Here is a 23,803-nt window from a genome sequence, read left to right as displayed (position 1 = left end):
CCAGGATCACGCCCTAGTCGCCGCGCTCGAACCGGAAGCCGACGCCGCGCACGGTGGTGATGTAGCGCGGGCTGCCGGCGTCGTCGCCGAGCTTGCGGCGGAGCCAGGAGATGTGCATGTCGAGGGTCTTCGTGGAGCCCCACCAGTTGGTGTCCCACACCTCCCGCATGATCTGTTCACGCGTGACGACCTTGCCCGCGTCGCGCACCAGCACGCGCAGCAGGTCGAACTCCTTGGTGGTGAGCTGGAGCTCCTGGTCGCCCATCCAGGCCCGGCGCGACTCGGCGTCGATCCGCACCCCCTGCACGATCGGGGTCTCGGTGCTGCCGCGGCGCAGCAGCGCCCGCACCCGGGCGAGCAGTTCGGCCAGCCGGAAGGGTTTGGTGACGTAGTCGTCGGCACCGGCGTCCAGCCCCACGACGGTGTCGACCTCGTCGGCGCGAGCGGTCAGGATCAGGATGGGCACGCCGTGGCCCTCGGCGCGCACCCGGCGCGCCACCTCGAGCCCGTCCAGCTCGGGCAGGCCGAGGTCGAGGACGATGAGGTCCACGCCGCCCCCGAGAGCCCGCTCCAGGGCCTGCGGGCCGTCCGGGCTGACTTCGACGGTGTATCCCTCACGCCGCAGCGCACGGGCGAGAGGCTCGGAGATGGACGTGTCGTCCTCGGCGAGCAGTACTGAGGTCATGAGACCGATCGTATGACCATTCATGAACGTTTCCCGGCAGCCGCCGCGCTCTTGACCTGCGGTTTGCCACTCGTAGTACATCCCTGAACACGGACATATCTGAGCGCTACCGGAGGTAACCGCATGTGGCGACCCCGATCCGGGGCCGTGACCGAACGGTCATGTCCGGGACGCCGCGCTCGTGCCGCCGCCGGGTTCCTTGAAGATCCTGGTGGCAACGCCTGAAAGTCCTAAAAAAGTGTGTCGCCACCTTGTGCAGTGATCCGGTGGGGTGCGGACGCGCGGGGACAGGGTCAGGCGATCACGGCGACGGCGGTCCCGGGAAGGGTGACGGTCGCCGGGGCGCCGTTCTCGCGGGGCGGATCGAGCCGAACGCCGGGATCCGAGGCCAGCAGGAGCCGCGCCGCGGGGCCGATCTCCGGGACGGGGAGCCGGACGGGCCTTTCGTCCGGTGCGGCGTCGAATGCGGCGTCGAATGCGGCGTCGAATGCGGCGTCGAAGCGGGCGAGCACGCGGACGCCGCCCCGGCGCAGCAGCAGCCAGCGGGCGCCGCCCGCCACATCGCTCTCACGGGCCCCGATATCCACAGCCACCTCGGTCAGGCGGGGGTCGTTCAGCTCGGGGCGGGAGCGCCGCAGGGCGATCAGGGCGCGATGCCATTCGAGCAGTTCACGATGGACGCCCCGGCCCGGCTCCGCCCAGTCCAGGACGGACCGCCGGTAAGTATCCACAGCCTGTGGATCGGGGACGTCTCCGGCCCATCCGTGCCGGGCGAACTCGCGCCGGCGGCCCTCCGTCACGGCCCGTCCCAGCTCCGGTTCGGCGTGGTCGGTGAAGTAGCACCAGGGCGTGCCCGCCGCCCATTCCTCGCCCATGAACAGCATCGGCGTGAACGGCCCGAGCAGCAGCAGCGCGGCGCCCACCTTGAGCAGCCCGGGCGGGAGCGAGGCGGCGACGCGGTCGCCGGAGGCCCGGTTGCCGACCTGGTCGTGGTTCTGGAGGAACGTCACGAACCGGTGGGCCGGCGTCCGGTGCACGTCCACCGGGCGGCCGTGCGGCCGCCCCCGGTAGGCCGACCACGTACCGTCGTGGACGAACGCCCTCGTCATGGCCTTGGCGAGGGTGTCCAGGGAGCCGAAGTCGCAGTAGTAGCCCTGCCGTTCACCGGTCAGGGCCGCATGCAGGGCGTGGTGGAAGTCGTCGCTCCACTGGCCGTCCAGGCCGTACCCGCCCGCCTCCGGGGACGTGATCAGCCTCGGGTCGTTCATGTCGGACTCGGCGATGAGGAACAGTTCCCTGCCCAGGTGCGCCGACAGGGCCCGCACGGCGGACGCCATCTCCTCCAGGACGTGGACCGCGCCGTGGTCGTTGATGGCGTGCACGGCGTCCAGGCGCAGGCCGTCGAGGTGGTAGTCGCGCAGCCACATCAGCGCGTTGCCGATGGCGAAGGCACGGACCTCGTCCGAGCCCGGCTGGTCGAAGTTCACCGCGTCGCCCCAGGGGGTCGTGTAGGCGCCGGTGAAGTACGGCCCGTAGGAGGCGAGACGGTTGCCGCTGGGCCCGAGATGGTTGTAGACCACGTCGAGCACGACCGCGAGGCCGCGGGCATGGGCCGCGTCCACGAAGCGCTTGAGCCCGTCCGGCCCTCCGTAGGGTTCGTGCGGTGCCCACAGGTGGACGCCGTCGTACCCCCAGCCGTGATGGCCCGGGAAGGACGCCACGGGCAGGAGTTCCACGGCGTCCACGCCCAGGGAGACCAGATGGTCGAGGCGTTCGATGGCCGCGTCGAAGGTGCCTTCGGGGGTGAACGTGCCCACGTGCATCTCGTACAGGACGCTGCCGGGTAGGGGACGCCCCCGCCATCTGTGGTCGTTCCAGGGGAAGCGGTCGTGCTCGTAGACGCGGCTGATTCCGTGCGCCCCGTAGGGCTGCCAGGGGGAACGGGGGTCGGGCAGGACCTCGTCACCATCGTCCAGGACGAAGCCGTAATCGGTGCCGTGCCCGGCCCCGTCGATGTCCACGGCCCACCAGCCACGCCGCCGCCCACGCTGCGGGCTCAGCGCATGGCGCGCCGGCCTCCCGCCTGGGGAGGCGCGCACTTCCACCTGGACGCGTTCGGCATCGGGTGCCCACACCTCGAACCGGGTCACTCGGCCACCCCTGAGACCAGCAGGGCGACCGGATGAACCGCCAGGACAACGGCCATTTCCAGCCGTGGGCCTTGGTGGACCTCCCCCGTGAGCAGGTTCCGCCACGGGACGGGCCCGACCTCCAGGTAGGTGTCCCCCCAACCCCCGGCCCGCTCCAGGCCCGCCGGGAGACGCGTGGCGACCGTCAGAGCACCCTCCTCGCCGCCTCCCCGCCGGAACGCCAACACGTGGCGGGCCGCCTCGCCGCCGGCCCGTACGGGCTCGTATCCGCCGCCCTCGCCGAACCACCCGGGACGCTCCCGCCGCAGCCGCAGGGTCCGCGAGGTGACCAGGAGCTTCTCGTCGTCCAGGTCGCGCGGCTCCCCGCCGCCGTCCAGCCGCGCCAGCCGCTCCCGGCGGCGTTCGTAGTCGACCGGCCGCCGGTTGTCGGGGTCGACGAGCGCGAGGCCGGTCAGCTCGCAGCCCTGGTACACGTCCGGAACCCCCGGCATGGTCAGCTGCACGAGCTTCTGCCCCAGCGCGTTCACCCTGGCGTACGGCTCCAGCATCGCCACGAACGCGCCCACGTCGGCCGTCAGGCCCTCGTCCACGAGAGCCCTCCGCGCGTACCCGAGCACGGCCTTCTCGTACTCGGAGTCGGGGTCCAGCCAGGACGTGCGGGTCTTGGCCTCCCGCATCGCCTTGGTGAGGAACTCCCCCAGCCGGTCCTCCGCGATGGGCCAGGCGCCCACGAGCGTCTGCCACAGCAGGTACTCCAGGTCCGGTTCCAGGGGCGACCCCTTCGGCGCCCAGGCCCGCCAGCGGCCGACGGCCTCCGTCCACGGCACCGGCAGCTCCGCCAGGACCGCCAGCCGCGCGCGCACGTCCTCCTGGCGCTTGGTGTCGTGCGTGGACAGGGTCGTCATGGTGGCGGGCCAGTCGCGGAGCACCCCGGCGCAGTAGGCGTGGAAGTCCTCAGGGTCGATCGCGAACCGGGACGGGTCGCCGCCCACCTCGTTCAGCGACGCCATCCGCGACCAGCGGTAGAACGCGGTGTCCTCCACGCCCTTGGCCGCCAGCGGCGCCGACGTCTGCTGGAACCGCACCACGAACTCGGCCAGGTCACCGGGATCGCCGCCCTTGGGCTCGTGCCCCAGCGCCAGCCGGACGACCAGGTCCAGGTCACGGCGCAGCCGAGCCGGGAGACGCGTCCGCGCCCGTTCCGCCGCCTCCTCCAGGACCTCCACCGCCTGCCGCGTGGGCGGCTCCCCCGGCACGACGTACGCCCTGTAGACGTGCATGGCCGCCAGCAGCTCCAGCAGGACGGCCTGGAGGTCCGCGCGGCGCGCCCCGTCCCCGGCGTCCACCCGCAGGACCCTGCACAGGACCTTGAGCAACCGGGACATCTCGGGGCGCAGGGCGTGCTCGGCCGCGAACCGCCGCGCCTCGTACTCCACCGGATCGAACGACGCCGGGCCGCCGCCGGTGAACGCCACGTACGCCTCCGTCAGCGGCCGCTCGCCGTCCGGATCGGCGAAGACGCCGCCCACCATGCCGAGCGCGTCGTACCCGGTCGTCCCGGCGCACCGCCAGTCGCCCGGAAGCCGCTCCCCGCCCGTCGTGATCTTCTCGACCAGGATCCAGCGCGGCCCGTCCGGCCCGGACGAGGCGTCCGACAGCCGCTCCAGGTAGCCGCGCGGATCGGCGAGCCCGTCGGGGTGGTCCACGCGCAGCGCGTCCACCAGGCCCTCGGCGACCAGGCCCAGCATCAGCGCGTGCGTCCGCCGGAAGACCTCCGGATCCTCCTGGCTCAGGCAGATCAGCCCGGAGATGTCGAAGAACCGCCGGTAGTTGGGCTCGCCCCGCCCCGGCAGCACGATCCGGCCGCCGCCCTCCTCCCAGTCCACGTCGAACCAGCGGGCGTAGGGCGACTCCGCGCCGTCCTCGATCAGCGCGGCCAGCGGTCCGTTCAGCTCCGGCGGGTCGGGGACCGCCATGTGGTTGGGGACGATGTCGGCCAGCACGCGCAGGCCGTGCCCGTGGAACCGCGCCGCCATCGCCCGGAACGCCTCCGGCCCGCCCAGCTCGGCCGACAGCCGGTCATGCTCGATCACGTCGTACCCGTGCGTGGAACCGGGCGCCGCCTGCAGCACCGGCGACAGGTAGACGTGCGACACCCCCAGCGCCGCCAGGTACGGCGCCAGCTCCGCCGCCTCGGCGAACCCGAAGTGCCGGGAGTCGCTCGTCCCCCGCAGCTGGATCCGGTACGTGCCGGTCGCCGGGCCGGTCGCCGGGTGCTCAGACACGGCGCAGCACCTGCAGGGACCTGGCCTCCATCAGCACGGACTCGCCCGCCTTCACCACCGGGGACTCCGCCTCGGCGAGCAGGGGGTCGGCGGTGTCGATCACCTTGGACCACAACCCGCCGTAGACGGCCGGGGGCGGCACGAAGCGCAGGTCGCCGTCGTGGGCGTTGAACAGCAGCAGGAACGAGTCGTCCCTGATCCGCTCGCCGCGCCGGCCCGGCTCGCTGATCGCGTCGCCGTTCAGGAAGATGGAGAACGACTTGTTGAACCCGGCGGACCAGTCGGCCTCGGCCATCTCCCGGCCGTCCGGGGAGAACCACAGCAGGTCCGGCAGGTCCACCGGGCCGTCGTCCCGCCCGGCCCGCGCGGGGCCGCGCCGCGTTCGCCCCGGCCCCGCCCGGCCCTGGAAGAACCGCCGCCGCCGGAACACCGGGTGCTCGCGGCGCAGCCGCGACAGCCGCTGGACGAAGTCGAGCAGCGGGAAGTGCTCTTGGAGCAGCCCGTCCCAGTCGACCCAGGACAGCTCGTCGTCCTGGCAGTAGGCGTTGTTGTTGCCGCGCTGCGTGCGCCCGATCTCGTCGCCGTGGGACAGCATCGGCACGCCCTGGGTGAGGAACAGCGTGGCCATGAAGTTGCGCTTCTGCCGTTCCCGCAGGGCGAGGATCCCCAGGTCGTCGGTCGGGCCCTCCGCGCCGCAGTTCCAGGAGCGGTTGTCGTCGGTGCCGTCCCGGTTGCCCTCGCCGTTGGCCTCGTTGTGCTTGGTGTCGTAGGAGACCAGGTCGTGCATCGTGAAGCCGTCGTGGCAGGTCACGAAGTTGATCGAGGCGCTGGGACGGCGGCCGTCGTCGGCGTACAGGTCGCTGGACCCGGTCAGCCGGGACGCGAACTCCGGCAGCGTCGCGGGCCTGCCCCGCCAGTAGTCGCGGACGGTGTCGCGGTACTTGCCGTTCCACTCGGTCCACAGCGGCGGGAAGTTGCCGACCTGGTAGCCGCCCTCGCCCACGTCCCACGGCTCGGCGATCAGCTTGACCTGCGACACCACCGGGTCCTGGTGGACGAGGTCGAAGAACGCCGCCAGCCGGTCCACCTCGTGCAACTCCCGGGCGAGGGTGGCGGCGAGGTCGAAGCGGAACCCGTCCACCCGCATCTCGGTGATCCAGTACCGCAGCGAGTCCATGATCAGCTGGAGCACGTGCGGGCTGCGCATCAGCAGGCTGTTGCCGGTGCCCGTGGTGTCCATGTAGTAGCGCGGGTCGTCCTCCACCAGCCGGTAGTACGAGGCGTTGTCGATGCCCCGGAACGACAGCGTCGGGCCCAGGTGGTTCCCCTCGGCGGTGTGGTTGTAGACGACGTCCAGGATCACCTCGATGCCGGCCTCGTGCAGGGCCTTCACCATCGCCTTGAACTCCAGCACCTGCTGGCCCCGGGTCCCCGAGGCCGCGTAGCCGTTGTGCGGGGCGAAGAAGCCGATGGTGTTGTAGCCCCAGTAGTTGCGCAGCCCCCGCTCCACGAGGCTGTCGTCGTGGACGAACTGGTGCACCGGCATCAGCTCGACGGCGGTCACGCCCAGCTTCACCAGATGGTCGACGATCACCGGATGGCCGAGCGCCGCGTACGTGCCGCGCAGCTCCGGCGGGATCTCCGGGTGGAGCCTGGTGAGCCCCTTCACGTGCGCCTCGTAGATCACCGTCTCGTGGTACGGGGTGCGCGGCGGCCGGTCGTCGCCCCAGTCGAAGTAGGGGCTGACCACCACCGACCGCATCGTGTGCGGCGCCGAGTCGAGATCGTTCCGGGACCACGGGTCGCCGAACCGGTACCCGAACAGTGACTCGTCCCAGTCGACCTCGCCCTCGATCGCCATCGCGTACGGGTCGACCAGCAGCTTGGACGGGTCGCACCGGTCGCCCCGGCGCGGGTCGTACGGGCCGTGCACCCGGTAGCCGTACCGCTGGCCGGGCATGATCCCGGGGATGTGGGCGTGCCAGACGAAGGCGTCCACCTCCGGCAGCGCGATCCTGGTCTCCCCGCTCGCCGGGGCGCCGCCGGGACCGGCCGGCCCGTCGAACAGGCACAGCTCGACCCGCTCGGCGACCTCGGAGAACACCGCGAAGTTGGTGCCGGTCCCGTCGAAGTGGGCCCCCAGCGGATACGCCTCCCCCGGCCAGACCTGTGCCACGTCCCGCCCTCCCGTCGTCGGGACGGATGCTTCCCCCCAAGGCCTTTCTCACACCGGCGGAAACCGCACCGGAACGCCCACCGGGCCTGGCCTGGGAGAACGTCGCGGGCGGGCGCGCGGGTGGGGTCCAGGCGGTTCGCGGGAGAAAAGAACCGGATGCCACTGGTCAGAACGGACATCGGTGGGTTACCTTAGGGGAGCCTTACCTTAATGAGGGTCCCCTAACCCCCGGGCTGAAAGGGCTGTCGCCGGATGTACGTCTGCATCTGCAACGCCGTCACGGAAGACGACGTGCGTGGCTGCCTCGATGGCGGCGCCTGCTCCCCCAAAGAGGTCAAGGCCGCCTGCGGGATGAAGCCCGGATGCGGGACGTGCACCAAGCGGCTGTACTCCCTCATCAGCGAGTACCGCACCGCCAGCGACCTGGTCGACGCCATCACCGGCGGCCCCGCGTCCCCGGTGATGCCCGCCGAGAGCACCGAGCCGATCCCGGTCGCCGGGCCGACGCTCAGGGTGCGCCGGTCCAACGGAGCCACGGGAAGGGGGGCCGCGCCCACCGCCGCCGCCTAGAGCACCGCCGCCGGAACCCCGTTCCGGTCATGTTTCGGTGAGGAACATGGACCGAGCGGGGGGTTAGTGCTGTCCAGATCTCGGCGGCCATGCGAACATGGTGATCCATGGAAGGCGACAACGAGATCATCGGGCTGCTCAACGAGCAGCTCACCGCCGAGCTCACCGCGATCAACCAGTACTTCCTGCACGCCAAGATGCAGGAGAACTGGGGCTACGTCCGCTTGGCCAAGTACACCCGCGACGAGTCCTTCGACGAGATGAAGCACGCGGAGCGGATCACCGACCGCATCCTCTTCCTCGAAGGGCTGCCCAACTACCAGAAGCTCGGCACGCTGCGGATCGGCCAGACCGTGGTCGAGCAGCTCAAGGCCGACCTCCAGGTCGAGCTGGAGGCCGTGGCCCGGCTGCGGCCCGGCATCGAGCTGATGCGCTCACGCGGCGACGTGACCTCCGCCAGGATCTTCGAGGACATCCTGGCCGACGAGGAGGAGCACATCGACCACCTGGAGACCGAGCTGAGCCTGGTCGAGGCCCTCGGCGAGCAGAACTACCTCCAGCGCCTCACCGACGCGCCCGGTGAGGGCATGAGCTCTCCCAACTGACGCCCCGCGGGCCCGGGGGGGGCTTGGGGATGCCCGCACCGGAGTGGACGGCCCCGCGCTGGGGGCGTTCACTCCGTCTCGGGGGCCCCGGAGGGCCGCCCTCCCGCACGGCGCAGCACGTAGGGCTGGATGATGCCCAGCCCGCGGACCGGGCGGCGGACGATCCGGGTCGTGGTGAAGGCGGGCACGTCCGCCAGGTGGGCGGCGAGCTCCTCGTCGATCACCACCGACCCGGGGCGGGCCAGGGAGGTCAGCCGGGCGGCGAGGTTGACGGTGGTGCCGAACACGTCGCCCATGAGCGGCAGGACGGGACCGTAGGCCGCGCCGACGCGGACGTCCGGCACCTCGGTCTCGTCCTTGATCGCGGCGGCGATGGCCAGCGCGATCTCCCCGCCCACGGCGGGGTCGTCGGCGCAGAACAGCACCTCGTCACCGAGCGTCTTCACCAGCCGGCCGCCGCAGGAGGCGACGATGTCGGAGGCGGTCTCCTCGAAGCGCTCCACCACCCGGGCCAGTTCCAGCTCCTCCAGCTCCCGGCTCATCTGGGTGAAGGAGACCATGTCGGCGAAGCCCACCGTGAGGGGGGCCCGCGCGGCGGTGGACCCGGGCTCCCGCGTCGCGGAGGCCGCGATGGCGCGGGTGCCGGCCGCGGCGAGCTGGCGCCGCCAGGCGTGCACGACGAGCGGCTCGAACTCCTCCATGTGCTTCTCGGCGATCTCCACGATGGTGCGGACCGCCCCGGGATCGGCCTCGCCGGACGGGTCGCCGATCGTGCCGCTGAGCAGGTTGACCTGCCACTCCGCGAGGCGGGTCATGGTCTGGCCGAACGCCCGCACCAGGCGGATCACGCCGTCCTCGTCGAGGAAGCCGTCGTCCATGAGCCGGCGGATCCGGTACAGCGCCGCGACGTCGCCCTCGGTGTAGGCGATCTCGCCGTCGGGCATCGAGGGGTAGCCGAAGGCCCGCCACACCCGGCCGGAGAACTCCCTGGTGACGCCGGCGAGCCGGACCGCGTCGACGCGGGTGTACCGCAGCTCGCCGCCGAGCAGGAGCTCTTCGATCTCCTTCGGATCCGGCGAAGAGCCCGGCCCGCCCTCTGCTGGCATCTCCCCTGCCCCTCAGCGCGCCGGCGGCGCGCTGGACGCCGGCGGCGACGTGGTCGAGTTCCGCGACATATCGTGGCAGACGCGGCCGTCCGCGGACGAAGGTCCGCCGCATCCGTCCGCGCGCGCCTGATCACCCACGTTGTGGGCCTCGCCACTTACTTTAGGCGGACATAAACCAGGCTTTCGGCTGTTCTTGTAATGATCTCGCTCATGCGTTCGATACACGCCGGGTCTCCTATGAGGGCCTCAGATGCACCACGTCCCCGGCGCCCACCGCGCGCTCGCCCTGCTCGGGGCTGACCACGACCAGGCGGCCCGCGTCGTCGACGTCGGCGGCGGCGCCCCGCAGCGTCCCGCCGCCGGGCAGGTCCACCCGCACGTCCTGGCCCAGCGTGACGCACAGGTCCTTGTAGGCGGTGCGCAGCCCGCTGGTCTCCGGGTCGCCGCCGAGCGCCGTCCACTCCCGGTACCACGTCTCGAACTCCCGGAGGATGGCGCGCAGCAGCGGCGCCCGGTCGCTCAGCGGCGCCCCCTCGATGGCCAGCGACGTGGCGGTGGGCACGGGCAGCTCGTCCTCCCGCAGGCCCACGTTGAGGCCGACGCCGACGACCACCGCGTCGTCGACCATCTCGCCCAGGATCCCGGCCAGCTTCCGATCGCCCACCAGCAGGTCGTTGGGCCACTTGAGCCGGATGTCGACGGCCACGTCCTCCCGGTCGCCCTCCTGGGCGAAGAACCCGGCCCCGGCCTCCGACCACGCCGTCATCCGCCGCACCGCCACCGCGACGGCCACCCCCGTCAGCAGCGGCACCCAGCCGAGCCGTTCGGCGGGCACCGAGGGCCGCAGGAGCATCGAGAACATCAGCCCCGAACGCGGCGGCGCCGCCCACGGGCGCCCCAGCCTCCCGCGCCCCGCGGTCTGCAGCTCCGTCGCCAGCACCGTACCCTCCGGCGCCCCCTCACGGGACGCGGCGGCCAGGTCGGCGTTGGTGGACCCCGTCTCCGGTACGACCCGCACGTCCCGCCACAGTGCGCCGGGCCGCACGAGCGCGCGCCGCAGCGCCCCCTCGTGCAACGGAGGACGATCAAGGTCGCCATACGGTGAGTCACTCACTGCTTCATTGTGGAGGGCCGACCCTCCACACCACCCGGCGGGTGGCCCCCGGGGTCAGCCCGTGTTGTCAGCCCGTGTTGTCAGCCGGTGTTCTGGAGGCCCGCCGCCACTCCGTTGACGGAGAGGAGGAGGAGTTCCTCCAGGTGGTCGCGTTCGGTCTCGTCGGCGACGCCTGCGCGCAGCGCGGCCAGGGCGCGCAGTTGCAGGTGGGAGAGGGCGTCCACGTACGGGTTGCGCAGCTCGACGGCGCGGGAGAGGACCTTGCGGTTCTCCAGGAGGCGCTCGTGGCCTGTCACTCCCAAGACGAGGGTGCGGGTGCGGTCGTACTCGGCCAGGACGGTCTCGCTCAGTTCGGGGCGTTCGCCCAGGGCCAGGTAGCGCTCGGCGATGGCGCGGTCGGACTTGGCCAGGCTCATTTCGGCGTTGTCGAGGAGGGCGGCGAACAGCGGCCAGGCTCCGTAGGCCTCCCGGAGTTCGTCCAGGTCGCGGCCGCCGTCTGAGACGGCGGCGAGGCCGCTGCCCAGGCCGTACCAGCCGGGGAGGTTGACGCGGGTCTGCGTCCAGGCGAACACCCAGGGGATCGCGCGGAGGTCCTCCAGGCCGCGGGCCGCCTTGCGGCGGGCCGGGCGGGAGCCGATGCGCAGTTCGGCGATCTCCTCCAGCGGGCTGACGCGGGCGAACCAGGCGGCGAAGCCGTCGGTCTCGATCAGCGAGCGGAACGCGGCGCGGGCCGCGTCGCTGATCTTGTCGGCCAGCGGTCGGTAGCGGGCGGCGGCGCGGCGGGCCCGGTCCTGGACGGCGCCGGTGTCGGCCAGCAGCACCGCGTTGGTCACCTGCTCGACGTGGCGGCGGGCGATCTGCTGGTGCCCGTACCGGGCGAAGATGACCTCGCCCTGCTCGGTGACCTTGAAGCGGCCCGCGACCGAGCCGGGCGCCTGGGCGAGGATGGCGCGGTTGGCGGGGCCGCCGCCGCGGCCGAGGGAGCCGCCGCGGCCGTGGAAGAGGGTCAGCGTGATGTCGTTGGCCGCGGCCCAGGAGGTGAGGGCCTCCTGGGTGTCGTACAGGCGCAGCGTGGCGCTGGTGGGGCCGAGCTGCTTGGCCGAGTCGGAGTAGCCGAGCATGACCTCCAGGCGGCGTCCGGTTTCGGCCAGGCGCCGCCGGACGGCGGGCAGCCCGAGCATCCCCTCCAGGACGGCGGGCGCGCGTTCCAGGTCCTCACCGGTCTCGAACAGCGGGATCACGTCCAGGACGGGCGCGTTGTCGCCGAGCGAGGCGGCCAGCTCGTGGACGGCCGCGATGTCGCCGGCCGACCGGGTGAACGACACGACGTAGCGGCTGCACGCCCGCACCCCGAACCGCCGCTGGATCCACGCCACGACCCGGAGGGTCTCCAGGACCTCCTCCGACATCTCGCTGAGAGGTTCGCCCGACTTCAGTTCGGCCAGGGTCCGCTCGTGGACCTCGGAGTGCTGGCGGATCTCCAGCTCGGCCAGGTGGAACCCGAACGTCTCCACCTGCCAGATCAGCTGCTGGACGCGGCCGTAGGCCAGGCGGGCGGCGCCCGCGTCCGCCAGCGACCCGCGCACGATCGTCAGGTCGGACAGCAGCTCGTCGGGCGAGCCGTAGGCCAGGTCGGCGTCGCGTTCGCGGGTGGCGGCGATCCGGGCCGCCGCGTACAGCAGGTACTGCCGGTGCGGCTCGTCCGGGGACCGCTTGGCGACCCCGTCGATCAGGCCGGGCTGGGCGGTGCGGGCCGCCGCCAGCGCCTCGCGCAGCGCGGGCGAGGCGGGCGTGGTGGAGGCGTGCACGGTCAGCTCGCGGCCGATGCGGGCGCAGGCGGTCTCCAGGGCGCGCAGCACGTGCTCGGCCTGGATCATCACCGCGTCCCGGGTGACCCGCGCGGTCACGTACGGGTTGCCGTCCCGGTCGCCGCCGATCCAGCTGCCCAGCCGGACGTACGCGCGCGCCTTCGGGGGACGGGTGCCGGTGCCCTCGGGGTCGAGGGCGGCGTCCAGGGAGCGGTAGATCTCCGGAACGGTCCGGAAGATCGTCTCGTCGAACGCGGCCATCGCGGTGCGGACCTCGTCCAGCGGGTCCATCTGGGTGTGGCGGCGCAGCGCGGTCCGCCACAGCAGGTCGATCTCCTCGCGCAGCCGCCGCTCCAGGTCGGCGGCCTCGGCGGCGCCCGGTCCCGCGTTCAGCTGGCCGAGCAGGTCGCTGACCCGCTGGATGGAGGTGACCACGGCGCGGCGGCGGGCCTCGGTCGGATGCGCGGTGAACACCGGGTGGAACTCCAGCCCCGCGATCGCCTCCGCCAGCCGCTCCTCCCCGCCCTCGGACGCGCGGATCCGCTCCACCGCGGCGGGCACCGAGCTGGGCACGGCCGCGTCCTCGGTGTCGCGCTCGCGCAGCGTCCGGATCCGGTGGTGCTCCTCGGCCAGGTTGGTGAGGTGGAAGTAGACGGTGAACGCGCGGGCGACCTGCCCGGCACGTTCCAATGACCAGCCGTCGACCAGCGCCGCCACCTCCGCGCCGGCGATCTCGCCGCGGCGGGCGGCGATCACCGCGTGCCGGAGCCGTTCGACGTCGTCCAGCAGCGCCTGGCCGCCGTACTCCACGAGGCCGTCGCCGAGCATGGCGCCGAGCAGGCGGACGTCGCGGCGCAGCGGTTCGGGCATGTCCTGCCGGAGGGTGTCGCGCGTGTTGGTAGCCACGCGCCCCAGGTTATGGGTCGCCCCGCCGCCGATCGCCCATCAGCCTCCGGTTACTCTGACCGGCATGGCGATGGAAGCTCCTGAACCCGCGGCGGAGATCGATATCCACACCACCGCGGGAAAGATCGCGGACCTGGAACGGCGCCGGTACGAGGCCGTGCACGCGGGCTCGGCGCGCGCGGTCGAGAAGCAGCATGCCAAGGGCAAGATGACCGCCCGGGAGCGGATCGACGCGCTGCTCGACCCCGGCTCGTTCGTCGAGTTCGACGAGATGGCCCGGCACCGCTCCACCAACTTCGGGATGGAGAAGAACCGGCCCTACGGCGACGGCGTCGTCACCGGGTACGGCACCGTCGACGGCCGGCACGTCGCGGTGTTCAGCCAGGACTTCACCGTTTCGGGCGGGTCCCTCGGCGAGGTGTTCGGCGAGAAGATCTGCAAGGTCATGGACCACGCGATCAAGACCGGCTGCCCGGTGATCGGGATCAACGACTCCGGCGGCGCGCGGATCCAGGAGGGCGTGGTCGCGCTCGGCCTGTACGCGGAGATCTTCAAGCGGAACGTGCACGCCTCCGGCGTCATCCCGCAGATCTCGCTGGTCATGGGCCCGTGCGCGGGCGGCGCGGTGTACTCCCCCGCGATCACCGACTTCATCGTGATGGTCGACCAGACCTCGCACATGTTCATCACCGGCCCGGACGTGATCAAGACGGTCACCGGGGAGACGGTGACGATGGAGGAGCTGGGCGGCGCGCACTCGCACAACACCCGGTCGGGCGTGGCGCACTACGAGGGCTCCGACGAGGCCGACGCGGTCGAGTACGTCAAGGCGCTGCTGTCCTACCTGCCGTCCAACAACCTGGCCGACCCGCCCGCGTTCGACGTGGCGGTCGACCTGGCCGAGGAGGAGGCGGACGAGGAGCTGAACACGATCGTCCCCGACTCGCCGAACCAGCCGTACGACATGAAGACCGTGATCGGGCACGTGCTGGACGACGGCGAGTTCCTGGAGGTCCAGGAGCTGTTCGCGCCCAACATCGTGGTCGGTTTCGGCCGGGTCGAGGGGCACTCGGTCGGCGTGGTCGCCAACCAGCCGATGCAGTTCGCCGGGACGCTGGACATCCACGCCTCCGAGAAGGCCGCCCGGTTCGTCCGGACCTGCGACGCGTTCAACATCCCGGTGCTGACGTTCGTGGACGTGCCCGGCTTCCTGCCCGGCACCGACCAGGAGTGGAACGGCATCATCCGGCGCGGCGCCAAGCTGCTGTACGCCTACGCCGAGGCCACCGTCCCGCTGGTCACCGTGATCACCCGGAAGGCGTACGGCGGCGCCTACGACGTCATGGGCTCCAAGCACCTGGGCGCCGACATCAACCTGGCCTGGCCGACCGCGCAGATCGCGGTGATGGGCGCGCAGGGCGCGGTCAACATCCTGTACCGGCGCGAGCTGGCCTCGGCCGACGACCCGGACGGCCGCCGCGCCGAGCTGATCACCGAGTACGAGGACACGCTGGCCAACCCCTACATCGCGGCCGAGCGCGGCTACATCGACAACGTGATCAAGCCGTCGGAGACGCGGGGGCAGATCATCCGGGCGCTGCGGTCGCTGCGCGAGAAGCGCAAGACGCTGCCGCCGAAGAAGCACGGCAACATCCCCCTCTGACCCCCGTGTTGTGATCACCCGACGTGCCGTGAAGGAGACGACGACGTGAGCAGCGCCGCCGGCAAGCCGTACCTGCAGATCGTCCAGGGCGACCCGAGCCCGGAGGAGGTCGCGGCGCTGGTGGCGGTGCTGACGGCCCGCGCACGCGCGCACGCCGCGGCGGCCGGGGGCGGGGAGCGGCGCGTCTCCCGCTGGGCCGACCGCTCCCGGCTGCTGCGCGGCCCCGTGGCGGAGGCGCAGCGGCCGCGCGGCGCGGGGGCCTGGCGGGCCAGCGGCCTCCCACGCTGACTCCGGCCCCGCGCCGGGACGGTCTCCCCGCGCGGGGTCGTTTCCCCCTTTTCCGGGGGCCACAGGGTCACGATCCCCCATCGGCCGCACACCCGGCGTAACGTGGCTGAACGCACACACATTTCGTGTGGACGCCGTGCGTGGGGCCATGCTGTGAGGACATCTAACCGTGGTTCGCACCCAGGACAGGCCCGTGCACGAATAAGGTGAAAGGCCATGGCCACCTCGGAGTTCGTTCCACAGCCCGCGCGTTACGCCGTTTTCGTCGACGCGGGATACCTCTACGCGGCCTCCGGTGCGCTGCTTCTCGGCTGCAGTTCGCGGCGCGAGTACCGGGTCGCCGCGGAGAAGCTGATCAAGGCCTTGACCAGTCATGCCGACAGCCAGTTGCTGGGCGAGCTGCTGCGGGTCTACTGGTTCGACGCCGCGCCCAAGCGGCAGCCCACGGTCGACCAGCGGGTGATCGCCAACCTGCCGCTGGTGAAACTGCGGCTGGGCAACCTGAACGCGCAGGGCCAGCAGAAGGGCGTGGACGCGCAACTGCGCGCCGATCTCGAGGCATTGGCCCGGCACCGGGCGATCACCGACGCGGTGCTGCTGGCCGGCGACGAGGACATGCTGCCGGCCGTGGAGGCCGCCCAGCGGTACGGCGTGCGGGTCCACCTGTGGGGCGTGGAGCCCACGCACGGCTCCAACCAGGCCGAGTGGCTGGTCTGGGAGTCCGACACGGTCGAGGTGCTGCCCGCCGACTTCCTCCGCCCCTACTTCACCAAGGCCAAGGTCCTGCCCGTCGCCGCCACCGCCCCGGCCGTGCGCGAACCGGTCGCCCCCGGGCGCACCCCGGTGCCGTCGCCGTCGCAGGTCTTCGCGGGGCGCACCCCGGCGGTCAAGCCGTCACACGCGGCGGCGGCCGTCCGCGCGGGCGCCGTCCCGGCCACGGCGGGCGCGCCCGCGTCCCCGGCCACGGTCGCCGCGGCGATGAACTCCACCGCGACGGCGCCGCCCACTGACGGCAAGCTCGGCCCCGACCGCGACCACATGCTGGAGATCGGCGAGCACGTCGCGCAGAAGTGGCTGTTCGAGCGCGGCCGCGACAACATCCGCGACCTGCTGCCCGGCCCGATCCTGCCGCCCGTGATCGACAAGGAGCTGCTGATCGAGGCGGAGAAGGAGCTCGGCTCCTCGCTGCGCCCCTACCAGGAGGCCCGCACCTGGCTGCGGGACGGCTTCTGGGAGCGGGTCTACCGCGAGTTCGGCATCGGAATCGGCAAGTCCGGCTAGCGTCCGGCGCGTCCGCTTGAGGACGATCGGCGGACGCGTTTGGTGATGAGCCGTACACGGGGCGTGCCGGAGGGGGTACAGTCCCGCCCGTGATGGGGGCACGCCGCGCACCGCGACCGGAGGCCCGTCGCCGGGCCGCCCCGGGACGGGCGGCGACCGCGACCCTCGCCTGCCTGGCCGCGGCCGGGCTGGTGGCGACCGGGTGCGGGTCGCCGGTGCCGTTCTACCGTCCGGGACGCGGGGCGCCGGACGCGCCCGCGATCGCGCTGGGCGGCCCCGCGCCGTACGCGCCGGACGGCGGCGGGCGCGGGAAGGGGAAGCACGTCGACGCGGCCGCGCCGCCCGGTGTGAACGTGTACGCCGCGACCGGCCCCGGAATGCTCGGGCCGGAGGCGCGGAGCCTCCCGCCGCGGGTGTACGTCCCGAACGCCGGCACCGGCACCGCCGACGTGATCGACCAGCGCACCGGGCGGCTGCTCGGCCGGGTCCGCACCGGCGGCGCGCCGTCCCAGATCGTCCCGGCCTGGGACCTGCGGCGGCTGTGGGTCGCCGATCCCGGGCACGGCCGGGTGCAGCCCATCGGCCCCCGCTACGCGCACCGCGGCCGGGCGCTGCCGATCTCCCGCCCCGGGCCGCTCTACTTCACGCCGGACGGCCGCGCCGCGCTCCTCATGGCGGGCCGTCACTCCGGCATCGATCTCCGCGACCCGCGCACGATGCGCCCGCTCGGGACGATCCGGCTGCCGTGCGCGGGCGCGCAGCGCGCCGACTTCGCCGCCGACGCGACGTACCTGGTCACGGCGTGCCCGTCGGCGGGCACCGTGGTCCGGGTCGACCCGTCCCGGCGGGCGGTCACCGGGACGCTGCGGCTGCCCGCCGGGGCGCGCCCCGCCGACCTGCGGCTGTCGCCGGACGGCGCCATGTTCTACGTCACCGACGCGGCGAAGGGCGGCCTGTGGCTGATCGACGCCGCGGGCTTCCGGACGGCCGGGTTCGTCCGCACCGGGCCGGGCGCGCAGGGGCTGGTGCTCGGCCGCGGGTCGCGCCTGCTGTACGTGCTGGGCGGCGACGGGACGGTGGCGGCGCTCGACCTCGCCACCCGGCGCGTGACGCGGCTGTGGCGGGTGCCGGGCGGGGGCGCCGCCGTCCCGGGCGGTGTGACCGCCGACGGCGCGGAGCTGTGGCTGGCGGCCCCGGCGGCGGGCATGGTGTACGCGCTGTCGACCCGGACGGGCCGTCCGGTGCACGCGGTCCGGGTCGGGGGGCGGCCCGGGGGCCCGTGCGTCCACCCGCAGCCCGCCCGCTACTCGCTCGGCGGCCCCGGCCTCTACCGCTGAGCGCGCCGGGCCTCTTCAGCGGGCCGCGACCTGCCGCCACTGCGGCATGAGCTCGTCCACCAGCGCCTCGGTCTCGGGCTGGAGCTGGTCGAGCAGCGGGTCGCGGACGACCCGGTTGCGCAGCTCGTCCACCACCACCCGCACCTGCGTCTCGTCGCCGGTGGCGTGGGTGGCGCGGAGCAGGTCACGCCACAGGCCCTCGTCGTCGGGGGCGAGCCGCAGCCCGGCGCGGGCGGCGCCGACCGCGCCCCGCAGGTCGTTCTCGTCCAGCCGCAGCAGCACCAGCCGGTGCGCGACGTCGATGACCCGGGCGGTCGCCTCGTACTCCAGGTCGTCGGCGGCCAGCCAGCCGTACCGGCCGCGCGGCCTGCCGGACAGCACCGGGCCCCGCACCAGGTCGAGCGCGTACGACATGTAGGCGGTCTCGGACGCCGGTTCGGCCGCCGACCGCCACACCAGCCAGCGGAACACCGCCCAGTCGACCCGCACCTCCGAGCCGAGCCTGATCCGGCCGCGGTCGTCGTAGTACAGGTTCGGGCGGCCGCGGGCGTCGCGTCCGAGCCAGTCGGAGACGCGGGCGACGCAGGCGTCCCGCACCCCGGTGGTGACGCCGCGCGGCCAGATCGCCCCGCCCAGCACGGTCGGATGCGCCCCGCCCGGGTGGGCCGCCAGGTAGATGAGGACCTCGGTGCACAGCGCCCGGCGGCTCTCGTCCATCGGGCCGGGCGCGTCGATCTCGATCGGGCCGAGGATCCTGATGTCGACCGACGACTGCCCGCCGTCGGGCGCGCCGGGCATCCCGGCCCCCGGCGCCTCCGCGACGGCCAAGCCGCCGGGCGCGGGACCCACGCCGGGGCCGGGGCCGAGCGCGGGCAGCGGCACCGACTCCAGCCGCGACGCGCCGCGGAACAGCTCGCCGAGGCCGCGGTAGTGCTCCTCGGGCACCAGCTGCGCGTCCACCTCGAAGCCGAGCACGCCCGCCTGCAGCCGCCCGCCGGCGTCGACGTCCCACGTCCAGGTCGCGCCCTGCACATCGCCGGGGACGAGGTAGCCGGCCGCCATCCGGGTGCCGGTGCGGGCCAGCGCGACCAGCCGGTCGGCCTCCCGCTCGGACGGCTCGTCCGCCATGATCAGGTAGTGCGGCATCCACGCCTCGCCGAACACCCCGCGGCTGCGGCCGGTGAGCACCGAGTCCATCCCGGAGGCCGCCAGCGCCTGCCGCACCTCCTCGCCGCGCCCCTCCAGCTCGGGCAGCGCCTCGTCCAGCACGGCCACCGTCCGGACCCGGTCCGGCGCGACCTCCGCCAGCGTCTCGCCCAGCTCGCCGCCGAAGCCCACCAGCGTGATCCGCATGTGGTCGGACCAGCGGTTGGTGGCCAGCTCCAGCGCCAGCGCCGCCAGCACCGACCGCCGGGTCTCCGCCGGGCCGCGCAGCGCGATCAGCCCGTGCGCGGCCTCCAGGTCGACCAGGATCCGGCCGCCGGGGTTGGTGCCGATCGAGACCAGCCCGGGGTAGGGGGCGAGGACGTCGCCGAGGTCGGCGGCGTCCAGGACGCCGAGCGCGTCGGCGGTCAGCCGCCACACCTGGCCGTCGTCGTGGGCCTGCCAGGGCGCGGGCGGGTTGCGGTCGGCGGGCGCGATCCACAGGTCGAGGCTGCCCGAGCCCAGATGGACCCCGTACACCGTGGGCAGCGCCCGGCCGCCCGCCGCCATCGACTTGGACAGGTGGCGCAGCCCCAGGTCGAGCAGGCGGGCGCCGTCGTCGTCGGCGCCGACGCGCAGCGCGTGCTCGGCCGCCGCGGCCGCCCCCTCGGGCCGGACGATCATGTGCCCGAACGCGCGGTGCCACATCTGCGTCCGGCGGCGCCGGCCCAGCGCGCCGAGCACGCCCGCGGCCAGCAGCGAGGCGGCGGCCAGGCCCTGCGGCCAGCTCATGTCGAACGGCAGCGCGGTGTCGTGCGCGTGGACGGCGTCGCGTCCCGGGACGGTGGCGCCGCCGGTGCCCGCGCCGCCGCCGAGCTCGTCGGTCGGCCGCGGCGCCGGGGTCCTGCTCTCCTGCTTCTGCTCCGGCGGCTGCGGGACCGGCTTGGGCGCCGGGGCGGGCGGCGGTACGGGCGCCGACGTGGACGGCAGCTCCGGCTCGGTCGGCTCGGCGGCGGGCGACTCCGGCGTGGGCACGCCGCCGTCCGGGACCTCCGCATCCGGCACCTCCGTCCCGGGAGCCTCCGAGCCGGGGACCTCGACGCCCGGGATCTGCGCGCCGGGCTCCTCCGGCCCGCCGCCGCCCCGCGTCGGCTCCGGATCGGGCGCGGGCGTGCGGTCGTCCGGACGGGGCGCGGGCGCGGGCTGCCGGTCGGGCTGGGGATCCGGCTGCGGGTCCGGCTGCGGATCGGGCGCCGGGGCCTTGTCCGGGACGGCGTGACCGTGCCGGAAGTAGTCGTTCAGGTCCTTCACCGGGACGACCTCGGCGTGCTTGGCGTCCGCCGGCATCTCCAGGATCCAGCCGGGCCGGATCAGGCTGGCGATGTTCAGCCTGCTGCCGTCCGGCTGCACGTGCCCCTTGTTGAGCTCGAAGACCTCCTTGTAGCGGCGGCCCTCGCCCAGGCACTTCTCGGCGATCTCCCAGAGGCTCTCGTGGTGCCGGCCCTCGGGCGGCTGCACCCGGTAGATCTTCGTCGTGGCGGTCTTCTCGATCGGCTGCGCGGCCTCGGCGACCGGCGCGGTGCCGGGCGCCCGCTCCACCGGCCGCTCCGGCGGGGCGGCCGCGATCGGCCGGAACTCCTGCGCCTGGGTCTGCACCGGCCGGTGCTGGTGCAGGTCCTTGCCGCCGCCGAACGCGGGCACGATCGTGGTGGTGGCGGTGAACAGCAGCAGCGCCGCGACCACCAGCCGGTGCACCAGCGACTGCGTGCCGCCCGCCAGCGGCACCCGGGCGGGCACGCCCACCCCGCGGATCCCCGCGTACACCTCCACGACCACGCACAGCGCCAGCTGCAGCCACGCCAGCCAGACCAGCGCCACCAGGATCGGGATCAGCGAGCTGTCGCTGATCGGCTGGGACAGGTCCGACAGCGTCGGCACCCGGTCGGGGATCGGCGACTCGAAGAAGGTCAGCAGCGCGAACGGCACCCCGGCCAGCAGCGCCACCAGGGCCGCAAGCGCGCCCAGCCCGGCGAGCACGTCGCCGGCGCCGCGCCGCCCGCGCACCCGCACGGGCTCGGGTGCGCCCTGCCCCAGCCGCCTCCCCGAGGCGTCCCGGACGCCCTCGGACCGCCTGCCGCCTGCGTGCCGTGCCGTCATCGGGTGTCCCCTACTGGTCCTCGTCGGTGACTGGTCGGGCGGACGCCGTCGAGGTCATCGTAAACTCCCCCAGTCCAGGCACGATGCCCAGCAGCTGGAGCCGCACCGTCAGCTGCACGGTCACGTCCACCTGCTCCTCGTCGGCCTCGCAGCGCGACCCGGTCACCTCGTCGTCGTAGCTCGCCACCAGGTCGCACGCCGCGGCGCGGGCGCGGGCCGGGTCGATCACCGGCTCCCCGGTGCGGCGCAGCGCGTCGGTGTCGATCTCGTTGGCGCCCGCGCGGGCGGCCTGCTCGGCCACGTCCGCCGCGCGCTGCCGGGCGTGGATCGCCAGCCCGCCGTCCACCAGCAGCCCGGCCAGCAGGAACACGGCCGGGGTGAACAGGACGACGTACATCCCGATCGTCCCGCGGTCGCGCAGGTCGCGCGGCACCCGCAGGCGGCGCGGCATCGTCAGGCGGCTCGGGCGCCTCATCCGTCGTCCCCGGTGCCGCCGCGGTAGGTGAAGGTGTCGATCGGGGCGAGCGCCTTGCCGCGCAGCGTCTTGCTGCCGGGCAGCCCGATGAACGAGAGGTCGGCCAGGTCGACGTCGCAGGTGATGGTCACCGCGACCCGCCCGCCCGGTCCCCAGTCGGTGGTGTCGGTGACCACGACCGGGCCGCCCGCGCACCAGTCGCGGCCGGTGAGGTTCGCGGACGCGGCCTCCTGCGCCAGCCGCTCGGCGGCTCCCGCGCTGCGGGCGATGGACGCCGAGCGGACGGCGTCGCGGGCCGCGCCGTCCACCTGGCTCTGCGCGTCCACCATCCGGCCCGCCCCGGCCAGCAGCATGAGGAACACCACGAACAGGGGCGTGACCAGCACCATCTCCATCGACATCGAGCCGCGGTCGGCGCCGTCCCGGGGAGGTCTCACGGGGCGCCTCCCCCGCACGCCACGCCCTCGCCCACGTCCGGGCGGAAGCACTCGATGGGGCCCTGCGAGCGCTGCGAGACGCGGAAGGTCATGAACGGCACGACCCGGACCGCCTCGCCGCTCACCTCGACCCACCGCTGGTCACCGGTCTCCCCGCTGCTCACCCGCAGCCCGCTGATGAGATTGCGGCCGATCTTCTGCACGTCGCCGGCCGCCTTCTCCTCGGCCGCGCCCTCCCAGCCGCCTCCGACCGGCCGGGTACGGGCCTCCCGCGCGCCCGCCTGCGCCGCCGCGAGGGCGACGTGGCGCGCGTGGTACACCATCGCGAACTGCACCACGGCGAGCATCACCAGGATCAGGATCGGCGTCAGCAACGCCCACTCGATCGACGACGCACCGCGGTCGCGGCGGTCCCGGCGCCGCGCCACCACTACTCCGTCCGGATGCTGTTGGCCTTGTTGACGATCAGGTTCCGGATCGTCGCGCCGATGGTGATCGCGATGACCGCGAGGATCGCGGTGATGATCGCCCATTCGATCGCCGAGGCCCCCTTGCCGCGCTCCGGCTCGTTGCGCAGCCGGTCGACGCGGCAGCCGACCAGGGCCCGCAGATAGACGACGACCGGGTCGTTCCATGGATTGATCGGACCCACACATCCTCCTTCAGGGGTTACTAGGCTCGCGTTTCCGTCAGGCCGCCATCACCCGCATCAGCGCGGGGTAGGCGAGGAAGACCAGGAAGGCGGCGCAGAGCAGGAGCTGCGCGACGAGCATCGACTGGGACCGCTCGCCGGCCTTGCCCTCCAGCTCCGACAGCTCGCGGCTGCGCATCGACGCGGCCCGGGCCGCCAGCGACTTGCGGATCTGCGCGCCGTCGTCGGCGACCAGCGCCAGCGCGCCGGCCATGTCGCGCAGCTCGGCGATGTCCAGCTCGTCGCCGAGCCGGCCCAGCGCCTGCCACGGGGTCTGCCCGGTGATCCGGGCGTTGGCGAGGGCGTCCCGGATGCGGTGCATCGCCCAGCCCTCGCCCACGTTGGACGCGGTCATCAGCGCCTCGGGGACGCCCCGCCCGCCGGCCAGGTTCATCGACACCAGGTCCAGGAACGCGCCGACGACGTGCCGGAAGTCCTGCCGCCGCCCGGCCGCCTCCTGCCGCAGCTGCATGTCGGGGAAGAAGAAGAACAGCACCGCGAAGAACACGCAGATCCACACCGGGACCTGGAACGACACCCCGGCGCCCAGCAGCGCGAAGTAGGCCACCACGACCGGGATGACCAGCAGCGCGCCCGCCGGCAGCAGGAACTTGGTGGCCAGGAAGCCTTCCAGGGAGCGTTCGGTGATGGCCAGGTCGGCGCGGATCGAGCGCAGCTTCCAGCCGCGCGACTCGCAGTACCGGGCCAGCTCCGCGCCGACCTTCGCGCGCAGCGTGCCGACCTTGTCGTGGCTGGGCGACATGCGGCGGGCGTCGGCGTCGTCCAGGTCGCGGCGGCGGGCGGCGTCGAAGGCGGCCAGCCGGGCCGACAGCCCCGGCCGGGCCGGGAAGATGGCGCGGACGAACAGGTAGAGCCCGGCGCCCACGAGGGCGCCCGCGAGCAACGGACCGGTCACGTCACACCAC

19 protein-coding genes are annotated in these 23,803 nt (G+C 73.5%); 6 read left to right on the top strand and 13 right to left on the bottom strand.

Annotation, left to right across the window (positions count from 1 at the left end):
* Positions 1–13: 13 nt before the first annotated feature.
* From ACZ466_RS28180 to glgX, 4 genes are all read right to left on the bottom strand, one after another.
* On the bottom strand, positions 14–685 hold the full coding sequence (locus ACZ466_RS28180) for a response regulator transcription factor (RefSeq protein WP_019629095.1): 672 nt from the start codon (positions 683–685) through the stop codon (positions 14–16).
* A 293-nt stretch (positions 686–978) separates the two neighbouring features.
* Positions 979–2,820, bottom strand: a complete 1,842-nt coding sequence (treZ, locus tag ACZ466_RS28175) for a malto-oligosyltrehalose trehalohydrolase (protein ID WP_464044028.1) — start codon at positions 2,818–2,820, stop codon at positions 979–981.
* 11 nt (positions 2,821–2,831) lie between these two features.
* Positions 2,832–5,120: a malto-oligosyltrehalose synthase gene (treY, locus tag ACZ466_RS28170; protein ID WP_378290195.1), complete on the bottom strand. Its 2,289-nt coding sequence runs from the start codon at positions 5,118–5,120 to the stop codon at positions 2,832–2,834.
* Positions 5,113–7,296 carry a glycogen debranching protein GlgX gene (gene glgX / locus ACZ466_RS28165; RefSeq protein WP_464041717.1) on the bottom strand — a complete coding sequence of 728 codons (2,184 nt, stop codon included), beginning with the start codon at positions 7,294–7,296 and terminating at the stop codon, positions 5,113–5,115. Before glgX ends, treY begins: the two co-directional genes overlap by 8 nt.
* A 252-nt stretch (positions 7,297–7,548) precedes the next feature.
* Between glgX and ACZ466_RS28160 the strand changes: the two genes are divergently transcribed.
* A complete protein-coding gene (locus tag ACZ466_RS28160) occupies positions 7,549–7,866 on the top strand; it encodes a (2Fe-2S)-binding protein (protein WP_378282651.1) in 318 nt (105 codons plus the stop codon).
* 107 nt (positions 7,867–7,973) lie between these two features.
* Positions 7,974–8,471: a bacterioferritin gene (gene bfr, locus ACZ466_RS28155; RefSeq protein WP_378282652.1), complete on the top strand. Its 498-nt coding sequence runs from the start codon at positions 7,974–7,976 to the stop codon at positions 8,469–8,471.
* A gap of 68 nt (positions 8,472–8,539) precedes the next feature.
* Here bfr and ACZ466_RS28150 read toward each other — a convergent pair whose 3' ends face one another.
* The 3 genes from ACZ466_RS28150 to ACZ466_RS28140 form a co-directional block, all read right to left on the bottom strand.
* Positions 8,540–9,577 (bottom strand): adenylate/guanylate cyclase domain-containing protein, encoded by a 1,038-nt coding sequence (locus tag ACZ466_RS28150; RefSeq protein ID WP_378282653.1) that lies wholly within the window; start codon positions 9,575–9,577, stop codon positions 8,540–8,542.
* A 235-nt stretch (positions 9,578–9,812) separates the two neighbouring features.
* Positions 9,813–10,691, bottom strand: a complete 879-nt coding sequence (locus tag ACZ466_RS28145; protein WP_378282654.1) for a biotin--[acetyl-CoA-carboxylase] ligase — start codon at positions 10,689–10,691, stop codon at positions 9,813–9,815.
* Between the two features lie 80 nt (positions 10,692–10,771).
* A complete protein-coding gene (locus tag ACZ466_RS28140; RefSeq protein ID WP_378282759.1) occupies positions 10,772–13,369 on the bottom strand; it encodes a phosphoenolpyruvate carboxylase in 2,598 nt (865 codons plus the stop codon).
* 100 nt (positions 13,370–13,469) lie between these two features.
* Here ACZ466_RS28140 and ACZ466_RS28135 point away from each other — a divergent pair, with 100 nt between their 5' ends.
* The 4 genes from ACZ466_RS28135 (at position 13,470) to ACZ466_RS28120 (ending at position 17,974) form a co-directional block, all read left to right on the top strand.
* The gene (locus ACZ466_RS28135) at positions 13,470–15,068 is read left to right on the top strand and encodes an acyl-CoA carboxylase subunit beta (RefSeq protein ID WP_378282655.1); all 1,599 of its coding nucleotides are present in this window, start codon (positions 13,470–13,472) and stop codon (positions 15,066–15,068) included.
* A gap of 45 nt (positions 15,069–15,113) precedes the next feature.
* Positions 15,114–15,356, top strand: a complete 243-nt coding sequence (locus tag ACZ466_RS28130) for an acyl-CoA carboxylase subunit epsilon (protein ID WP_378282656.1) — start codon at positions 15,114–15,116, stop codon at positions 15,354–15,356.
* Positions 15,357–15,572: 216 nt separating this feature from the next.
* Positions 15,573–16,637, top strand: a complete 1,065-nt coding sequence (locus tag ACZ466_RS28125; protein WP_378282657.1) for an NYN domain-containing protein — start codon at positions 15,573–15,575, stop codon at positions 16,635–16,637.
* Positions 16,638–16,726: 89 nt separating this feature from the next.
* The gene (locus ACZ466_RS28120; RefSeq protein WP_378282658.1) at positions 16,727–17,974 is read left to right on the top strand and encodes a YncE family protein; all 1,248 of its coding nucleotides are present in this window, start codon (positions 16,727–16,729) and stop codon (positions 17,972–17,974) included.
* Between the two features lie 15 nt (positions 17,975–17,989).
* Here the strand turns inward: ACZ466_RS28120 and ACZ466_RS28115 are convergent, their stop codons facing one another.
* From ACZ466_RS28115 to ACZ466_RS28090, 6 genes are read right to left on the bottom strand one after another with little or no spacing between them, the layout of a single operon-like run.
* A complete protein-coding gene (locus tag ACZ466_RS28115; protein WP_378282659.1) occupies positions 17,990–21,274 on the bottom strand; it encodes a hypothetical protein in 3,285 nt (1,094 codons plus the stop codon).
* Between the two features lie 10 nt (positions 21,275–21,284).
* Positions 21,285–21,749: a TadE/TadG family type IV pilus assembly protein gene (locus tag ACZ466_RS28110; protein ID WP_378282660.1), complete on the bottom strand. Its 465-nt coding sequence runs from the start codon at positions 21,747–21,749 to the stop codon at positions 21,285–21,287.
* Positions 21,746–22,186, bottom strand: coding sequence for a TadE/TadG family type IV pilus assembly protein (locus tag ACZ466_RS28105; RefSeq protein ID WP_378282661.1), 441 nt, complete (start codon positions 22,184–22,186; stop codon positions 21,746–21,748). The genes ACZ466_RS28110 and ACZ466_RS28105 overlap by 4 nt, the downstream gene beginning before the upstream one ends.
* Complete coding sequence (locus ACZ466_RS28100; RefSeq protein WP_378282662.1) at positions 22,183–22,614, bottom strand: TadE family protein; 432 nt, start codon at positions 22,612–22,614, stop codon at positions 22,183–22,185. Before ACZ466_RS28100 ends, ACZ466_RS28105 begins: the two co-directional genes overlap by 4 nt.
* Positions 22,615–22,616: 2 nt before the next feature.
* Positions 22,617–22,838 (bottom strand): Flp family type IVb pilin, encoded by a 222-nt coding sequence (locus ACZ466_RS28095; RefSeq protein ID WP_378282663.1) that lies wholly within the window; start codon positions 22,836–22,838, stop codon positions 22,617–22,619.
* 37 nt (positions 22,839–22,875) lie between these two features.
* The gene (locus ACZ466_RS28090) at positions 22,876–23,793 is read right to left on the bottom strand and encodes a type II secretion system F family protein (protein WP_378282664.1); all 918 of its coding nucleotides are present in this window, start codon (positions 23,791–23,793) and stop codon (positions 22,876–22,878) included.
* Positions 23,794–23,803: the final 10 nt, after the last annotated feature.

It is taken from the genome of Actinomadura rugatobispora (genome assembly GCF_055379765.1).
The sequence above is the reverse complement of the archived record's forward strand: the minus strand, read 5'-3'. Positions and strand labels throughout refer to the sequence as shown.

Coding starts and splice junctions, on each gene's coding strand:
- ACZ466_RS28110 (WP_378282660.1), bottom strand. CDS start 21,749: ATGAGGCGCCCGAGCCGCCTGACGATGCCGCGCCGCCTGCGGGTGCCG.
- ACZ466_RS28160 (WP_378282651.1), top strand. CDS start 7,549: ATGTACGTCTGCATCTGCAACGCCGTCACGGAAGACGACGTGCGTGGC.
- ACZ466_RS28125 (WP_378282657.1), top strand. CDS start 15,573: ATGGCCACCTCGGAGTTCGTTCCACAGCCCGCGCGTTACGCCGTTTTC.
- ACZ466_RS28135 (WP_378282655.1), top strand. CDS start 13,470: ATGGCGATGGAAGCTCCTGAACCCGCGGCGGAGATCGATATCCACACC.
- ACZ466_RS28115 (WP_378282659.1), bottom strand. CDS start 21,274: ATGACGGCACGGCACGCAGGCGGCAGGCGGTCCGAGGGCGTCCGGGAC.
- bfr (WP_378282652.1), top strand. CDS start 7,974: ATGGAAGGCGACAACGAGATCATCGGGCTGCTCAACGAGCAGCTCACC.
- ACZ466_RS28140 (WP_378282759.1), bottom strand. CDS start 13,369: ATGCCCGAACCGCTGCGCCGCGACGTCCGCCTGCTCGGCGCCATGCTC.
- ACZ466_RS28150 (WP_378282653.1), bottom strand. CDS start 9,577: ATGCCAGCAGAGGGCGGGCCGGGCTCTTCGCCGGATCCGAAGGAGATC.
- ACZ466_RS28180 (WP_019629095.1), bottom strand. CDS start 685: ATGACCTCAGTACTGCTCGCCGAGGACGACACGTCCATCTCCGAGCCT.